The organism is Idiomarina aminovorans (genome assembly GCF_023155095.1).
GTDB classification, from domain to species: Bacteria; Pseudomonadota; Gammaproteobacteria; order Enterobacterales; family Alteromonadaceae; genus Idiomarina; species Idiomarina aminovorans.
This window is the reverse complement of the sequence record NZ_JAKNDA010000002.1, coordinates 343,265-359,006: the sequence shown is the minus strand read 5'-3', so window position 1 is coordinate 359,006 and position 15,742 is coordinate 343,265. Positions and strand designations below refer to the sequence as shown.

General features: G+C 45.5%; 14 protein-coding genes. 5 read left to right on the top strand and 9 right to left on the bottom strand.

The window, feature by feature from the left end; all coding sequences use genetic code 11:
- Nucleotides 1-113: 113 nt before the first annotated feature.
- Both L8G48_RS05835 and L8G48_RS05830 read left to right on the top strand, forming a co-directional pair.
- A complete protein-coding gene (locus tag L8G48_RS05835) occupies nucleotides 114-653 on the top strand; it encodes a hypothetical protein (protein ID WP_248263663.1) in 540 nt (179 codons plus the stop codon).
- On the top strand, nucleotides 653-1,276 hold the full coding sequence (locus L8G48_RS05830) for an ImmA/IrrE family metallo-endopeptidase (protein WP_248263662.1): 624 nt from the start codon (nucleotides 653-655) through the stop codon (nucleotides 1,274-1,276). The genes L8G48_RS05835 and L8G48_RS05830 overlap by 1 nt, the downstream gene beginning before the upstream one ends.
- A gap of 30 nt (nucleotides 1,277-1,306) precedes the next feature.
- Here the strand turns inward: L8G48_RS05830 and L8G48_RS05825 are convergent, their stop codons facing one another.
- The gene (locus L8G48_RS05825; protein WP_248263661.1) at nucleotides 1,307-1,759 is read right to left on the bottom strand and encodes a helix-turn-helix domain-containing protein; all 453 of its coding nucleotides are present in this window, start codon (nucleotides 1,757-1,759) and stop codon (nucleotides 1,307-1,309) included.
- Nucleotides 1,760-2,028: 269 nt separating this feature from the next.
- Here L8G48_RS05825 and L8G48_RS05820 point away from each other — a divergent pair, with 269 nt between their 5' ends.
- Nucleotides 2,029-3,417 (top strand): MBL fold metallo-hydrolase, encoded by a 1,389-nt coding sequence (locus L8G48_RS05820; protein ID WP_248263660.1) that lies wholly within the window; start codon nucleotides 2,029-2,031, stop codon nucleotides 3,415-3,417.
- Between the two features lie 7 nt (nucleotides 3,418-3,424).
- Here the strand turns inward: L8G48_RS05820 and L8G48_RS05815 are convergent, their stop codons facing one another.
- The 6 genes from L8G48_RS05815 to galE form a co-directional block, all read right to left on the bottom strand.
- Entirely contained in the window at nucleotides 3,425-4,750 is a 1,326-nt protein-coding gene (locus L8G48_RS05815) for a Fic family protein (RefSeq protein ID WP_248263659.1), read from the bottom strand.
- A 299-nt stretch (nucleotides 4,751-5,049) separates the two neighbouring features.
- Nucleotides 5,050-6,336 carry a HipA domain-containing protein gene (locus L8G48_RS05810; protein WP_248263658.1) on the bottom strand — a complete coding sequence of 429 codons (1,287 nt, stop codon included), beginning with the start codon at nucleotides 6,334-6,336 and terminating at the stop codon, nucleotides 5,050-5,052.
- Nucleotides 6,329-6,598, bottom strand: coding sequence for a helix-turn-helix domain-containing protein (locus L8G48_RS05805; protein ID WP_248263657.1), 270 nt, complete (start codon nucleotides 6,596-6,598; stop codon nucleotides 6,329-6,331). The genes L8G48_RS05810 and L8G48_RS05805 overlap by 8 nt, the downstream gene beginning before the upstream one ends.
- Before the next feature lie 188 nt (nucleotides 6,599-6,786).
- Nucleotides 6,787-8,136: a Fic family protein gene (locus L8G48_RS05800; protein WP_248263656.1), complete on the bottom strand. Its 1,350-nt coding sequence runs from the start codon at nucleotides 8,134-8,136 to the stop codon at nucleotides 6,787-6,789.
- A 135-nt stretch (nucleotides 8,137-8,271) separates the two neighbouring features.
- Nucleotides 8,272-8,922 carry a uracil-DNA glycosylase gene (gene ung / locus L8G48_RS05795; protein ID WP_248263655.1) on the bottom strand — a complete coding sequence of 217 codons (651 nt, stop codon included), beginning with the start codon at nucleotides 8,920-8,922 and terminating at the stop codon, nucleotides 8,272-8,274.
- A gap of 47 nt (nucleotides 8,923-8,969) precedes the next feature.
- Complete coding sequence (gene galE, locus L8G48_RS05790; protein WP_248263654.1) at nucleotides 8,970-9,989, bottom strand: UDP-glucose 4-epimerase GalE; 1,020 nt, start codon at nucleotides 9,987-9,989, stop codon at nucleotides 8,970-8,972.
- Nucleotides 9,990-10,178: 189 nt separating this feature from the next.
- Between galE and L8G48_RS05785 the strand changes: the two genes are divergently transcribed.
- Both L8G48_RS05785 and L8G48_RS05780 read left to right on the top strand, forming a co-directional pair.
- The gene (locus L8G48_RS05785) at nucleotides 10,179-10,898 is read left to right on the top strand and encodes a glycosyltransferase family 25 protein (protein WP_248263653.1); all 720 of its coding nucleotides are present in this window, start codon (nucleotides 10,179-10,181) and stop codon (nucleotides 10,896-10,898) included.
- A gap of 2 nt (nucleotides 10,899-10,900) precedes the next feature.
- Nucleotides 10,901-11,551, top strand: coding sequence for a sulfotransferase family 2 domain-containing protein (locus L8G48_RS05780; protein WP_248263652.1), 651 nt, complete (start codon nucleotides 10,901-10,903; stop codon nucleotides 11,549-11,551).
- 54 nt (nucleotides 11,552-11,605) lie between these two features.
- Here the strand turns inward: L8G48_RS05780 and L8G48_RS05775 are convergent, their stop codons facing one another.
- Nucleotides 11,606-13,615: a S9 family peptidase gene (locus L8G48_RS05775; RefSeq protein ID WP_248263651.1), complete on the bottom strand. Its 2,010-nt coding sequence runs from the start codon at nucleotides 13,613-13,615 to the stop codon at nucleotides 11,606-11,608.
- Nucleotides 13,616-13,690: 75 nt separating this feature from the next.
- Nucleotides 13,691-15,580 carry a DUF1302 domain-containing protein gene (locus tag L8G48_RS05770; RefSeq protein WP_248263650.1) on the bottom strand — a complete coding sequence of 630 codons (1,890 nt, stop codon included), beginning with the start codon at nucleotides 15,578-15,580 and terminating at the stop codon, nucleotides 13,691-13,693.
- Nucleotides 15,581-15,742: the final 162 nt, after the last annotated feature.

The following is a 15,742-nucleotide window of genomic DNA, read 5'->3' as shown; positions in this document are numbered from 1 at the left end:
TGAGTTCGTCTAACTGTAAGTTTAGGTGAGATGCCGATGGATTAAATCAATATCGGATCTCGCTCTGAAAAGTTTGCTATACTAAATTTATTCACAACTGAAAGGATGCAGTTATGTCAGAGCGCAACGAGGAAGCAGCAGATCTTGAAAGCAAGATATCGGAGCTTGAAAATCAAGTTCAGCAACTACAATTGGCAAGTGCGCAATATGAAGGGAAAGTTGACTCAATAGAAAAGTCACAATTTCTTGTAAGCCAAAGTTACGCAGCAACGTATGATTCTAGCCTTTTATGGTACAGCGTCATTATTTCAGTTATTGGTCTTTTAGTTGCTGTTTCTGGTGTTATCGGTTTTGTTTTGATAAAAAACTATAAAAAACGAGAAGTTAACCAAGTTATTGACGAGGCTGAAACAAGTTTAAAAGAACGACTGTCTAATAATGAACAGATGGCAGCTTACCTGTCAGCAGGCCTGAAAAGTGAAGACTTTAACAAAACTCTTGATAGCATGAAGTCATCATTATTCAATGAGCTGAGCAGGGATTTGAAGTCATTTTTAGATGACGAAGTAAATAAAAAGAGAAGTGACCCACTTGCTCATCCGGATAAGGATGAAATCGATTTTCTCAGTGATAGTGAAGGGAGGAAGGACTAATGACCGCAACAGCATATCAAGACAGGACTTTCTCTGTTCAACAGCTTGAAAATATTCGCTCAGCTAACGATCTTCTTGAAAAGATTTTCAAGAAGCCTGTAGCAGAGCTCGAATTACCTATTGATGTAAAATCATTGGCAAACGCGATTGAAGGAGTTCGTTTCAGCAGTGAATTAAACTTTGAAAACCTAACAAAATCTGGTTTTGTGAAAGTGGAAAGGGATGAGTTTGGTCAGGTGCGTTCTATCCACATATGGGTTAACCCGACAGAACCTCCGGTTAGGCAGCGGTTTACTTTGGCTCATGAATTAGGGCATTTAGTGTATGATATATATCCCCATATTGACGATAGTCGTTACGATGAGGTTATTACAGACAGTATTGTTACGCTGAACCGTGATGAAAATAGTACATATAGAGAAACCCGTGCAAATCGATTTGCAGCTCAATTACTAATGCCTGCGTCATTGATACAGCGTGAAGTTAATCATCTACGAGATGTACTCAAGCAGGAAGACCGTAAGATTTCTACGGAAAACTTGCTAGAGCTTTTCAGCAGTAAGTTTGATGTTTCGCGCGATGCTATGAAGTACCGCCTACAAAACTTGGGTTATCTGAAGTAGCCTGATGAGATATCGGTTCTGACGTGAGTATCAAGCGACAAAATACCCTACCGGCAATTTGAAAAACTCAGACAAACCTTTAGCTTGCTTTAAATTAACATTGCGCTTTCCGTTTAAAATTTCACTGATAACGCTTTGTGGGGCTATGTTACTAAGGTCTTTTTGTTTAACCGACTTTTCATTCATCAACAGGCGCAGGCGTTCAGCTACAGAAACGGAAGGCATATCCATTTCTCTTTCAAACTCCTCAATACGGTCGGCTATGGCATTAGCAAAGACTAAAACAATATCACTCTCGTGCTTCGCGCAGTCCATTAAATAGTCCATGATTTCTGCGCGTTCGAGGACTTCGGTTTCTGATTCTATTGGCATAGAAGTGTAGCGGAAAAGCTCAGCGGCACTTCCTTCAAAATTATTTGCCGTAGCACTCAATGCTGATGCAATTTCCCCGAGTGCTACATTATCATCCTGTTGAGCATTCATAACGACTACCTCTTCAATTTGCCCTGATGTATGTTTTTTCTACACCAAAAGAATATCGCAATTTGCGATATTTTGCAATATTCATTATTGTTGCAAAAACAAGAGGGTTAAATCGGCTCAATAATAGTTTTGATTATATTTCTGTCAAATTTTGAGTTCAGAATACGACATCTCCTTCTCTTTGACGCTAGAGATTTCTTTAGGCTTAGAGTAGCCTGAGGATTACATCAGGCATAATTTTAAAATAGCCAAATAAAGGAACCAACAACATGGATGTCATTCACCACGGTGCGTTTGAAGGGGTTACGGGCTCTTGCCACGAGCTATTCTTAGACAGTGACCACTCACTTTTAATTGATTGCGGGTTATTTCAGGGCGAGGATGCCGCGGGCAAAGACGATAATTCCGCGCAGAAAATCGATTTTGACATAAGCAAGGTACAAGCGCTGGTAGTGACCCACTGCCACATTGACCACGTAGGCCGCCTGCCCTGGTTGCTTATTGCGGGCTTCACCGACTCCATTTACTGCACCAAAGCCACTGCTTTGTTGTTGCCACTGGTTATTGAAGACGCTTTAAAAGTCGGTTTAACCCGCAATGCCGAGATTATCGACGCGGTTATTGCCCGGCTTCGGCGCCAGCTGATTCCGGTGGCGTATGATGACTGGACTGAGCTACCGACGGAATTTGCTTCACAGCCTTTTAAGCTGCGCTTTCGTCAGGCCGGACATATTCTGGGCTCTTCGTATGTGGAAATTGAAAATGTGAGTACCCACTACCGTGTGGTGTTCTCGGGTGACCTAGGTTGTAAAAATACCCCGCTACTGCCCGACCCGACACCGCTTGAGCGTGCCGACTTTTTATTACTGGAAAGTACTTACGGCGACAAAAACCATGAGTCGCGAACTGAGCGTGCGCAGCGGTTAAAGGCGGTGGTGGAACGCTGCGTTGAGAACAAAGGCGTTATTTTAATTCCGGCCTTTAGTATTGGCCGCACGCAGGAACTGCTGTACGAACTGGAAGACATTATTCACCGGGCGCGTGAACAAGAGGCTAAAACCGGGGTGGCTGAACCTCTGTGGCAAAAAATGACGGTTATTTTAGATTCACCACTGGCAGCGCAGTTCACCAAACAGTACCGTGCCATGAAAGCCTTATGGGACGAAGACGCGCACCAACGCTTAAGCGAAGACCGGCACCCACTCAACTTTGACCGTATGCTGACAGTCGATGACCACAGCGAACACGAGCGCATTGTGAATTACCTGCAGAGCAGCGGTGACCCCTGCATTGTCATTGCTGCCAGTGGCATGTGTACCGGCGGGCGCATGCTCAACTACTTAAAGGCTTTATTGCCCGACCCACGCACCGATGTGCTGTTTGTAGGGTATCAGGCCGCCGGCACCCCCGGACGCAATATTCAGCGGTATGGTCCGGGCGGCGGTTACGTTAATTTAGACCATGAACGGGTATGGATTAAAGCCGGTGTTTACACCTTAGGCGGCTACTCCGCCCACGCCGACCAACAGGAGCTGCTGGACTTTATTGACGCCACCGAACAGCCGGTTAAGCGCATACGGCTAATTCATGGCGAGCATGATGCCCGCGCGGCTTTGGCGGCGAAAATTCGGGAACGGTATCAGATGAATGTTGATTGATGTCGAATTACGGTATTGGCGGTGGGTTAAACCGATATTGTCGAATTTGCCGATTAAAGTCGGCGATGCCCTCGTCAGGCAGCAAATGCGCTTTGTGCGCTTCCAGGCTGTCTCGTGCTTCGCCATAGTCGGCCCAGTCAATAGACGCGGTGTAGCGTTGCAACTGGTAAAAGACTTTTACCAGAGTTTTAAAGTTTCCGTCTCGCGTTGCTTTTCTCAGACCGTTCAAATAACTGTCCCGATGCACCGTGGGAACTATCAGTTTATATTCACCGGCTGCATGCAGCTCCGCGTTCATCATAATACGTGAAAGACGACCATTACCGTCGTCAAACGGATGGCATTCCGACACTAAAAGCTGCATGAATGTTGCCCTGGAGAGCCCTTCCGGCAAAGATTTATAAATATCAAAAGCTTGCGTTAGTGTGCCCACAACGTCATTGGGTGCGACAAAGGTGCTACTGCCAGCCTTGTTCACTTTCGACTTAAACTGGCCGGGATTTTTATCGGGACGTTCGTATAAAAACTCGAAATGTCGGCGCTGTAAGCTTTCAATCAGTTCGTCAGGGGTTTCAGGAGTGATACTCATACCCTCATAATCAACCACTTGATCATAGACAGCCAGAACATCATGACTGTCCGCATGACGATTATTAACCTCGTTACGTTGAAAAACAATTTGCTCAGCTTCGTCAATTTCGAACTCTGTGCCTTCTATGTAGTTCGAGAAGTAACTTTCAAAAAAGGCCAGGTGATTCCAGCCAAGCTTGTTGTATTGGTAAGGTAGCTTCGGTAACTGGCAGCGTTTTAGGTAATTGGCCAAGTCTTTAAAAAGCGCGATGCGATGCGCGTCAAAGGGTTCTTGTCGTGCGTTAGCCAGGCCAACCTCCGTTTTTAAAATGGATTCGCCGGAATGGGTTGTGAGTAATGCACTGATTATTGCGCTGAGCTTTTCAAATTCACTTTCATAGCCATGATTATTTGCAAATTTGCGGGCTTCATCGCGTATTTGGTTTAATCTATCTTCATTATTTGTACGGTTAACCTCAATACATAACCGCTCTTCTACCCAGTGTTGCCCCAGACTTTTCTTTACTGTCGATCGGCTAACCGTCAGATTTTCTAAGTACTGGCGGGCCGGTGCTGAGCGTTTCATTTCTGGCAAAAAAGGTTCAACCAGCTCAGTGGTTGAACCGGGCCAAATGTAAATGGTTAATATGGACGCAATATCAATTTTCCGGCGGGCAGTCACATTATCAACCACAGACACCGCACCTTCGACAGGACGAAGCTCATGCGCTGTTCGGTAAGCGGCTATGGCGTCCGGCAGCAAATAATTGACTATTTTTGCCCACTCCTTTAGAACAAGAGAAGTCAGGTTTTCGTAACTCGCGTCAGTATAAATGCCCCGGTATAAACGCTTTAATTCACTTTTTTTTCACGGCGAGTCAGTTTACGGCTTTGCTCCGTTGTCGTTGAGAAATACAGTTTAGCCATATTGCTGCCTTATTAGTGCCTTTATTGATATAACTGTAGCATAAAATAACATTTACCACATAACTATAACGCTAATATTAATTATATACATAACTGTAATACTTAATAGGTATCTCACCTAACGTGAACGTTAGGCTACGCAGAGGTTATCTGATCAACAAACTCGCCAATGCAACGGTATCGAATATTCCGCAATAGCTGAAGCTCACCGGCCTTTCCATGATAGACCGGACTTTCTTCCAACTGTTGTATTAAAGCATCCGCTTCCTGCTGCATTTTATTGCATAACCAATAAATTTCACGTTCTGCAACGCGTTTATTCAGGTTTAATTCCTGAGCGAATGCCAACAAATCACCCTGGGTCACTTGTCCAAAATATTTAGCAGTTCCCAAAGGCTGAGATAATTCCTCGTTAATATGCTCGCGAGCTGTGGCATAGACAGCTGTCGACAAAAGATCATAATGCGGCATGAGCTGGCAGTCGTTCAAACCGTGGGAAAATGTCAGGTTTTTGAGGTGAGCATCACCATTTCCGACCAGAAAATTAAACAGTGCCCAGCGAAACAAACGAACGGCGGTTTGCGCCGGGGCCCTTGTCATTTGAATGAGACGCTTAAGCGCATCGATATTACTTGCGCGGTACTTTGCCGACGCTGATATATCCAAAATTTGGCAACCATCCAAAACGTGCAGCCGTTTTATGTTCTCCAAGCCACCGATACGATCAAAACGCTCCACAATATAAACGGGCTCTGGTACATAATCGATAGCCACATTGGGGACGTTTAACTGGCATTTGGCAGCTAAAGTCATCACAAAGTATTCATTACGAACCGTAAACCAGTATGACTCTGGATCAGAGTGTTCGGGCTTGAGGATATGGGTTGATGGCATTTGTCCGCCAGGTTCAAAACGTCTGTTGTCTTTTATCACCAGCAGCATTTTATGCTGTGCCCCGGCAAGGGACATTCGTTTGCGCTCTTTTTTGTTAAGCTGCGTTTTCGGTAGTTTGCGAATTCGTTCGCTGAGCTCGTTGTCAGGCAGCAAAAATAGCTCCCCTGGCGAAAGTTCTTCGCCTGATTTTAAAAGCGTAACAGCGCCCGCTGACTCAGAGCCAATAGCCTCCAGCAGTGCGAAAGCGTCCTCTTTGTCCAGTTGGTAGTCTTTTGCCAGAACCTCCCGCGCCTTCTCTTCCGGCAACAGGTTGTCAAAAAACCATTGAACCGGACGCTGGGTGCCGGTATCAATATGAGGCTCTTGTTGTAGAGTCAACGACGGTGTTAGCGGGAAGCTGCCGGGTTGATTGATCCAGTCAGGCGCGTATTCAAATGCCCATAGGCCATTATGCTCTCTCAGTTGCCCAATAATGTCATCGTTAATGTAAACGACCAGTAAGCGCTCTTCGATAATCGACTTACTCATGTGTGTCGGCATCCACTAATTTTGAGAGCTTCTCACTGTGCGAACTGTCGGGAACATCTAAATACACTTTTATACCAAGCGCATTCAATATGTTTAGTGCTTTTTCGAACTGCACGGTGGGTTTGCCATTTTCAAACTGACTGACGAAATTAATACCACAGCCAGCGAAAGAGCCTGCCGTGGTTTGATCCAGCTCTTGCTGCTGTCGTACGATTTTGGCAATTTTGCCGATAGTCTTCGTATCTCTTGCTTCTAACAGCATAACGCCTCCAAATTCACTCGATAAAGTGAATATAGGAGTAAAATAGTATTAAATCAACAAAATTCATTAGATGCAGTGAAAATAAAGTAATTTAAGTGCGTTGCCACCTTTATTCATCTATTCGCGTGAATTAAAGTATCTCACCTAACGTGAACGTTAGGCTACAGAGGGCATGCGATCACATCAGGCTACAGCCGTTCGGCGAGGTCTGCAGGGGCTATGTAGCGCACAGCTTTGCCTTTGCTGCCCTTGCCGACAAGTAGTAGGTCACGTTTGGCAAGGTCGTTCAAATAAGTGCGTGCGGTGTTGTCGTTGCAGCCGAGGTTGTTCGCGACGGTTTTCACTGTGAATATCCGCCCCGGATTTTTCACAGCTTCTTTTAGTACGTCGAGCTGCCCCCTTTTTAGAGCTTTGGCAACAGAGCTTTTTTCTACCCAATTCATGAACTCGAATATTTCTTTTTGTTGACGCTCTATGTAGTCCCGCAAAGCATCAACGGCTTTCACCACAATGCCTACCTGATGATACAGAAAGTACGTTAGGTCATTATCGTCAGTTTCGGTGTATAAAAACGCCCGATCATAATCGGTGCGTTTTTCCTGAATCAGTTTACTAATGGACACATACTCGAACAGCCAATAGCCCGACTTCAGCATAAACCAATAAAATAGCGCTCTTGCAGTACGCCCGTTGCCGTCGCCAAAAGGGTGAGTATAGGCCACCATAAAGTGCAGAATGATAGCTTTTACTAAAGGATGAATGAAGTTGTCCGAGTCAAGTTGTCCGTGCTCTTCATTGGCAAACTGACACAGCTTTTCCATACGTTCCTGTAGGCTACGTGCCGCTGGTGGCACATGCGCTACGTCGTTATACTGGTCGCGTATATCAATATCGTCGCGGGTTCTGAATTCACCCGGAACCGCGTCATTATCGATAGCGTTATGGGTCGCTATCTCGTGTAACTCTAAAATGAGAGGAATGCTTAACTCATCATTTTTCAGACTGACTGCCCGCTTCATTAAACGATAGTTATTGGCAATCATTTGTTCGGATTTGTTCTTTGGCTGACGTTCCGATTCAAGCATCTCTTTCGCAACTTTGCGCGTTGTCGACGCTCCTTCCAGCTGCGAAGACGTAATCGCCTCTTCCATCAATAAACTTTGGACCAAATAGGCATTCTTTTCCTGCTTTCCGAAGAAAGGATGATCGGAAACGCTTTGCGAACCTCCGCTCAGCTTATCAATATAGTGGAGTTTGGCCTGTAAAGAGTCCGGGATACAAGCTTTAAAACAAGAGGCGTCATTGGTCAGGCACAACTCTGGTAAATTCCGGCTCACATTAGTTCTCGCAAGTTTGGTTGCTAACCAAGCGAGTTCTGCGTTATCTCCTTTATTAACCCGCCACTTGAATTTGTCCCACGGTAAGTACTCACCTTTCGAGTTAGTGAGACTATAAGTTTCCATTGTTTTAAAAACCGCTTTAGATGGAAATTCTGAAAATAACTTTTCCATAGAGGGCGGCGTTCTAACCCTTGCCATTATTGTTATCCAAAGCAAATAATTGAGTTTTAATATAGTAGAATAACAAATAAAACGCAAATTTTAGAATTTACGTTTTATAGACGTTGATTATCCAACGCGGTCAAAAAGTTAGACCATAAATTGTAGATACCATCACGCCCACCGAATGGGCTGGCGGCCATGGTCCTGCAAATACTCGTTGGCTTTACGAAAATGGTTGGCGTCGAAAAAACCACGGTGTGCAGACAAAGGCGAGGGGTGTGGTGCAGTCAGTATGCAATGTTTGTTGCCGTCTATAAGCGGTATTTTCTTTTGTGCGTGCGCGCCCCAGAGCAGGAACACCACGTTTTCGGTCGCCGCTGATACTTTGCTGATAACGGTGTCAGTAAAGGTTTCCCAGCCCCAGCAGGCATGACTGTGGGCTTTTCCCTGCTCTACAGTAAGCACGGTATTGAGCAACAACACGCCCTGCTGTGCCCAGCTGGTTAAATCGCCGTGTTTTGGCAGTACGGTGTCGGGGTAGTCCATAGCAATGGCTTTAAACATATTGCGCAGCGACGGCGGAAACTTAACCCCTTCGGGCACCGAGAAGCTTAAGCCGTGCGCCTGCCCGGGGCCGTGGTAGGGGTCCTGCCCCAGAATCACCACTTTCACCTGCTCCGGCTCGGTCAGCTTCAGCGCGTTGAACACGTCTTCTTTGGGCGGGTACACCACAGTTTCCTGCCGTGCCTGCTCAACGCGCTGCCACAACTGCTGAAAGTATGGCTTTTGTTTTTCTTCGGCTAAAAGAGTGCTCCAGGGCATTATGGATTCCTTAATGTTTTCTCAGCCTTTAAGCTGGCCATATTAGTCTAGCAAGAGTATCCATCAGGGTTTTGTAACTGCCAACGCCACGCATCTTTTAGCATGTCATCCAGTCCCCGCTCAGCATGCCAATTCAATTCATGCTCAATTTTTGACACATCAGCCCAAAACGCATCTAAGTCGCCATCTCTGCGATCTTCGATACGGAATGGTACTGAAACTTTGTTCACTTTTTCAAAGTGCTCTATCATTTTCAAAACAGATACAGGCTTCCCCGTACCCAAGTTATAGATATGCACACCAGGCTTAGGACCGCACTGCTCCGCGATCAATCGATGCCCTTCAGCCAAGTCCATAACGTGTAAATAATCTCGTTCACACGTCCCATCTTCCGTTTTATAATCGTTCCCAAAAACTGATAACACTTCTCTCTGGCCAATAGCAACTTGAGTGATGAACGGAAGCAAGTTATTTGGAATCCCTTTCGGGGCTTCTCCAATAAAGCCGCTTGGGTGAGCCCCTATAGGATTGAAATAACGCAATAAACTAACAGACCAATCAGGATCAGAATGCGATAAATCGGTTAAAAACCGTTCGACCACTGCCTTACTCTCACCATACGGGTTAGAGGTTTTGCCTCGCGGCATCGACTCTAGATAAGGGACGGGAGCTTCAACACCATATATGGTAGCGGATGAACTAAAAATAAGACGTTTAACCCGAGCCTTTTTCATCGCTTTACACAAAGCCAAAGTGCCATGAACATTTACGTCATAATATTCTAAGGGCTTATTCACACTTTCTGAGACAGCTTTCAGTCCAGCAAAATGAATGACACTATCTATTCGTTTATCTCGAAGAATCCTCGCAACTTTTTCAGCATCTCGTACATCACCTAAAACAAACTCAGGTTTTTTTCCTGTAATTTGCGCAATTCTTCTCAAACAAGACTCATAGCCATTCGCTAAATTATCAAGGACAACTACTTGGTGATTACTTTTAAGCAACTCAACAACAGTATGGGAACCAATGTAACCAGCCCCACCTGTCACTAAAAACTTTGACATAACAAATTAATCTGTAATGAAGAATGATTAATTCTAACTAACTTTTTAGAGGATAACGAGCCCACATTTACTACCAGCCGTATGAAAGCAAGACTACATCATGTCATTACTCAGCTAGGATTATTGTTTCTGATAAATATATTGTAGAATTGGGCAAGATACATTGTGCTAATTAATGGATGCCACTCTATGAACTATTCTATTTTTCTTATCAACCTGGACCGCTCGGTTGAGCGTCTCAATAATGCGGCCGGGCAACTAGATTCAGCCGGAGTTGATTTCGAGCGGATCTCTGCCGTTGACGGTAAGACTCTAGAAAATGAACTGATTAATAAAGTTTTTGATGACAAAATGGCTCAAAAACGCTACCACTATGATTTAACACTAGGAGAAATGGGCTGCTATTTGAGCCACGTTAAGTGCTGGGAAAAAATTATTGAAGATGGCTTAGATTTTGCTGTAATTCTTGAAGATGACTTATTATTAGAGCCGAACTTTAAAGATGTTATTGAGTCTGTTCCTAATATAGAAACAGAATGGCACTATTTGAAGCTTTCTTGTCCATTTAAACATCGTCCTTATACTGAAGCTAAGTTGGTAAAAACTCCGAAAGGCGATAACGTATCTCTAGTTGATTATAAAAAGCCGCCTACCGGGACCGTTGCCCAGATTGTAAGCCGTGAAGGCGCCAAGCGCTTGTTAAAAAATAGACCACCATTCTTTCGGCCTGTTGACGTAGATTTACAGTGGTCCTGGGAACTAAACATCAAGGTCCAAGGCTTGATTCCCTACGTAGCAAATGTATCGGGCGAACTAAGCGAGATCCAAAAAATTTCTGCTAGAAGAACGGTAAAGAAAAGACCTTTTAATAAGATAAAAGAGACCGTACGATTTAAATTCAAGGGATAACTATGACTTACGCTTTTAACAAGTTGTTTGCGAAAAAGCTTCCAAGAAAGCTTACTGCATCACCACTACACGCTTCTTTTAAACATCAAAACTCATTATTCACTCATATACCGAAAGCTGCAGGCAGTTCTATTTCGTTAACACTATATGGTCATCAGGTAGGTCACAAAAAAGTTTCTGATTATTATTTTAGCGATCCCAAAAAAACAGAGTCTTTATTCAAATTTAGTTTTGTCCGAAACCCTTTAACCCGGTTTGAATCTAGTTTTAACTTTTTGAAAGGTAACAGTCCATTTCTTTCTGACCGGAAATTGCAAGGGGTAATGGCTAGATTTGAGGGTGTTAACGATTTCTGCGAAGCTTTTTTAAAAAGTCCAGATGATTTTAAAAGCCTACACTTCACTCCACAATATCGTTTTATAAATTACACCGGTAATAAAAAGGATAAGCAAATAGGGATAGACTTCATTGGACGGTTCGAAAACATTAATGCCGATTTTAACTATATTTGCCAAAAAATAGGAGTCGACCGTACACTATCAAAAGTCAATACAAACAAAAGTGCTAAAGTAGAAAGCTTATCCACAGCTAACGCAGAGCGCTTATCTGAATTTTACGATACGGACTTTTATCTATTTGGCTATAACCTGTAAGAAGCCTCTGTGACATTAATCACAGAGGCTTCTAAATCTAGATTTACTTTAATCCTACCTATATTTCTCAAACCAATGCAGTATATACGCAACTTTGTTCATCAGGTTGCTGGGCTGTGCGTACAAGCCATGGCCTGAGTCCTGAATACGAACCATAGCAGTGTCGACCCCTTCCAGTTTTAAGGCCTGATAGTACTGTTCGGTTTCGGACACCGGTGTGCGGTAGTCGTTCTCGCCCACCATCAGCATGGTTGGTGTCGTCACATTACCCACATAGCTGATAGGTGAATACTTCATGTAATGTTCCATGTTGTCCCACGGCATACCCGGGAACCAGTACTGATAAAAGAAGTTGTACATGTCAGCGGTTAACACAAAGCTGTACCAGTTGATCACTGGCTTAGCCACTACTGCGGCTTTAAAGCGGTCAGTATGGCCGACTATCCACGCGGTTAATACACCACCGCCGCTACCACCGGTGACGAACAGCTGGTCTTCGTTAACAAAACCTTTGTCGATAACCGCGTCTACTCCGTCCATTAAGTCATTGTAGTCGTGGCTTGGGTAGTTGTGATGAATTTCGTTGGCAAAGTCTGAGCCGTAACTGGTGCTGCCACGTGGGTTGGTATACAACACCACATAGCCGGCTGACGCAAACAGCTGAATTTCTGCGGCAAAACGCGGGCCGTAATTTGTGTGCGGGCCACCGTGAATTTCCAGCATTAACGGGTATTCTTTGTCTTTATCAAAGTTTGGCGGGTAAGCAATCCAGCCTTGTAAATCGATACCGTCAACACTCGACTTGTAGTTAATTTCTTCTACTTTGGCTAATTGCTTGTGCGCCAGTGCGTCTTCGTTTAAGCGTGTTAGCTGGCGTACATTATTATCTTCCCATATTGCCAGCTCGGCCGGGCGCATAGGGTTAGAAATAGTAAAGGCTATACGGTCACCTTTGGCTACGCTGAAATCACCGCCGCCATATGGGCGACTGTATGAAAGCCCGCCGACGCGATCGGTCAGTTTGTTATGCTTACCGTTTAAGGTGGTACGCGCTAACCGACCCACGCCGTTGTCGTCGTAGGTAAAATAGATACCCTGGCTGTCGGTGTCCCACTCAAACCCGGTAATGCTGCGGTCTAAATTGCCGGTCAACTCTTTAATGCCTGACCCGTCCGGGTTCATCACGTACAGCTTAGAGGCCTGAAAACTCATTTTGGTGTCGTCATAACCGGTAAAGGCAATTTTTTTACCGTTGGGCGACACCTGAGGCGAGGAGTCAGGTCCGTCGCGTTCGGTAATAGCGGTGATTTCTTTGCTGTTCAGGGTTAACCGGTAAATTTCGCTGTTTACCGGGTTGCGGAACGCATTGTCGTGGCGGTTAGCCGAAAAGAAAAGGTGTTTACTGTCTGCTGACCATGCCAGATCGCCGCCGTGGTTAAATTCATCGTTGGTCAACTGACGCGGCGAACCGCCGGTAGCAGGTATCACATAAATTTGCTGATGCCCGTCTTTAGCGTAACCACCACCGTCATAACGGTAGTTGTCTTTGTCGACGTATTTCGGGGCTTCTGTCCAGTTCGCGCCTTGGGGTTTGCCGGGCAAACTTACTGGTGCCGGTTGCGGTTTTGGCGTAAACATAGAAAAAGCGATTTGGCTGCCGTCGGGCGACCAGCTTAAGCTTGATGGTGCTTTCGTCAGTTGGGTCACAGCCGCACTGTCGCCCGAATCAACCCAGTAGATATGAATTTGCGGCGAACCCGTTTCAGTGGATACGTAGGCCAGACGGTCGCCACTGGGTGACCATGCCGGCTGGCTTTCGCTGCCCTGGTCACCGGTTAACGGGCGAATATCGCCGTTGGGCAGGCTGGCCCATAAACGACCTACTTTGCGGTCGTTGTTAATGTCCATAGACTGACGCACAAATACGGTCCATTCACCATTGGGGTGAATGCTGGGTGATGATGCATACTCTAAAGTAAATATGTCCTCTAACTGGAGTTTTTCCTGAGCTACCGCTGTGCCCGAAAGCATCAGCGCAGCCGCTGTTATTATCCAATTTTTCATTGTTGTTCTCCCGAAAAATAAAAAACCGCCTTAACAGAGACGGTTTTATCGTGATTCATGGTATGAATCAATGTATTAGAACGCGTAAGAGAAGCTAACTGACGCAAAATCACGGTCAGCTAACGGGTCAAGCTCTTCGTCTGAATACATGGTGTAACCCAGCGTTACTTTATAAGTAGACAGATAATCAGCGGTCAGGTCCAGACCCAGTGATTTACGACCTTCAATAAAGTTGTTATTGGTCGAATAACCATTAACGTCATGGTTAAACTGAACCGTTGGGTTTAAGCTCCAGCCCTGCCAAACGTTTGAATACTCAAACTGGAAGCGGGTGCGGTACCCCCATGATGTTGACGTTGCAAAACCTTCGCAGTTACCGACCCGGCTTTGCATAAGCGCAGCAACATCCTCGCGACCCGCTTGCTCAGCCGCACCAATTAGCGGGTTCATGTCGGTTTGAGTTAAGCACTTACCATATAACGGCAACCGCCCGTAACGCTGCTCCTGAATGCCCGGCATGTCATGAACGCTGTTCATTGCCACTTCACCGACAAAGGTCATGCGGTCAGAGCCCCACAAGCGGTCGACAAAACGCACAAAGCTTACCTGCGCCTGACTGACATCTAAGCGGTCGTAACCACTTGCTAAGCCTTCACCACCAATGGATGTGTTGTTGAAGCGACTTGAAAACGTGCTTGGCACGTTCGGACGCAAACCAGTCGTTAATAACTCTGTGGTATTAATTTGCACCGGCACACCATCGCGATAGCTGTACTCACCAGCCACTGTCCATAACCCGATGTTTGAACTAAAACTTAAACCGTAAACTTCGGTATCTTCGGGATACTCAAGCACCAGACGCGGCCCGTCAATGGGGTAACCATTAGGGGAAGACCAGGTAAAACCAAGGTCTAAAGGCGAGACACCTTCCTGGCTGGGACGTGGGTCTTCTTTCCAGTTGTAAGCCGAAATAATCGGTGTGTTGTTGTGCAGGTTCAGGTAATAAATACCAAACTCAGTACCTAAATCCAGCGAGTAATAACGCAGGTTCGCCCCCCATTGACCACTATCTGAGGCTTCTAAGACCGGATTGCTGCCGATATAAGCGCCCGCTTGTACTGATTCGAAGTCGCTTAAAAAGTTTCCTTCGGTTAATTCGGGGTTAAGCGTTACTTTACCGCAGCCCGGGCCACCAATAATATCAACGCTTGAAAAGTAGGTACCGCAACCGTCCAGCTTGGTGTTGTCCCACTCGTACTGGTAGAAAGCTTCCAGGTTTAATGAGTCGGTTAAACCAATACTGGTGCTGACCATACCCACCGGTAGCAAGGCTTCTTTAACTTCTGCACCCGGCCGACGTGCCGCGTTAACATCCAGCGGGTTAATGTCGTTAATGCCGTTGAATACGAAGGTACTTTCACCCCAGCTTAAAACCTGTCTACCCACCCGCAGGTTCGCAGGCATGCTGCCAATATCAAAGTTTGCATAAACAAAAGCATCGAGCAATTCAACGCCTTTACCCTGCGAATAATCATCGAAAATGTCATCGTTTAACTTGGTGTCGGGGAAGTAATTGTTACCCGCATGGCCATGCGGCATATTTTCTTCTGAAACCACGTAGTCATACCAATAGTTGAAACGAATAAAGGCACCATGGTCGCCACCATCAATGCTTAAGTCGTGCACGCCTTTGACTACCGATGACACTAAATCGCCTTTATCGAAGTTCAGGTTACCGTCGTCACCGACACTGGACTGCGCGGTTCCTCCGGCGCGGTTCCCCGGGTGCATTAGGTGATTGGCCTGATCTTCCATGCGCCATGCAGCGCCGTAAGACAAAATAGAATCGAATTTAATTTCGTAATCACCGACTTCAAAGTCAGCTGCCTGGCTTGGCACGGCAAAGCTCAGTGCAATGGCCGTAGCCAGAGGAAGTTTTTTTAGCATAGTTGTTCTTCTTTTCATGGTGAGCCACCTAATCCTTTAAACTTGTTTGGCGGTTATGCTTGAATCATGTCCGATGAGTTAAAAATATGCAAGTGTAAGAACACAAAAATATAACAAGTTGTTGGAAAAAATGCGGGAAAGTGTCGCTACTGACGCTTAAAATAGGGCGCCAGCAGCGAT

Coding starts and splice junctions, on each gene's coding strand:
- L8G48_RS05835 (WP_248263663.1), top strand. CDS start 114: ATGTCAGAGCGCAACGAGGAAGCAGCAGATCTTGAAAGCAAGATATCG.
- L8G48_RS05830 (WP_248263662.1), top strand. CDS start 653: ATGACCGCAACAGCATATCAAGACAGGACTTTCTCTGTTCAACAGCTT.
- L8G48_RS05825 (WP_248263661.1), bottom strand. CDS start 1,759: ATGAATGCTCAACAGGATGATAATGTAGCACTCGGGGAAATTGCATCA.
- L8G48_RS05820 (WP_248263660.1), top strand. CDS start 2,029: ATGGATGTCATTCACCACGGTGCGTTTGAAGGGGTTACGGGCTCTTGC.
- L8G48_RS05810 (WP_248263658.1), bottom strand. CDS start 6,336: ATGAGTAAGTCGATTATCGAAGAGCGCTTACTGGTCGTTTACATTAAC.
- L8G48_RS05805 (WP_248263657.1), bottom strand. CDS start 6,598: ATGCTGTTAGAAGCAAGAGATACGAAGACTATCGGCAAAATTGCCAAA.
- L8G48_RS05800 (WP_248263656.1), bottom strand. CDS start 8,136: ATGGCAAGGGTTAGAACGCCGCCCTCTATGGAAAAGTTATTTTCAGAA.
- ung (WP_248263655.1), bottom strand. CDS start 8,922: ATGCCCTGGAGCACTCTTTTAGCCGAAGAAAAACAAAAGCCATACTTT.
- galE (WP_248263654.1), bottom strand. CDS start 9,989: ATGTCAAAGTTTTTAGTGACAGGTGGGGCTGGTTACATTGGTTCCCAT.
- L8G48_RS05785 (WP_248263653.1), top strand. CDS start 10,179: ATGAACTATTCTATTTTTCTTATCAACCTGGACCGCTCGGTTGAGCGT.
- L8G48_RS05780 (WP_248263652.1), top strand. CDS start 10,901: ATGACTTACGCTTTTAACAAGTTGTTTGCGAAAAAGCTTCCAAGAAAG.
- L8G48_RS05775 (WP_248263651.1), bottom strand. CDS start 13,615: ATGAAAAATTGGATAATAACAGCGGCTGCGCTGATGCTTTCGGGCACA.
- L8G48_RS05770 (WP_248263650.1), bottom strand. CDS start 15,580: ATGAAAAGAAGAACAACTATGCTAAAAAAACTTCCTCTGGCTACGGCC.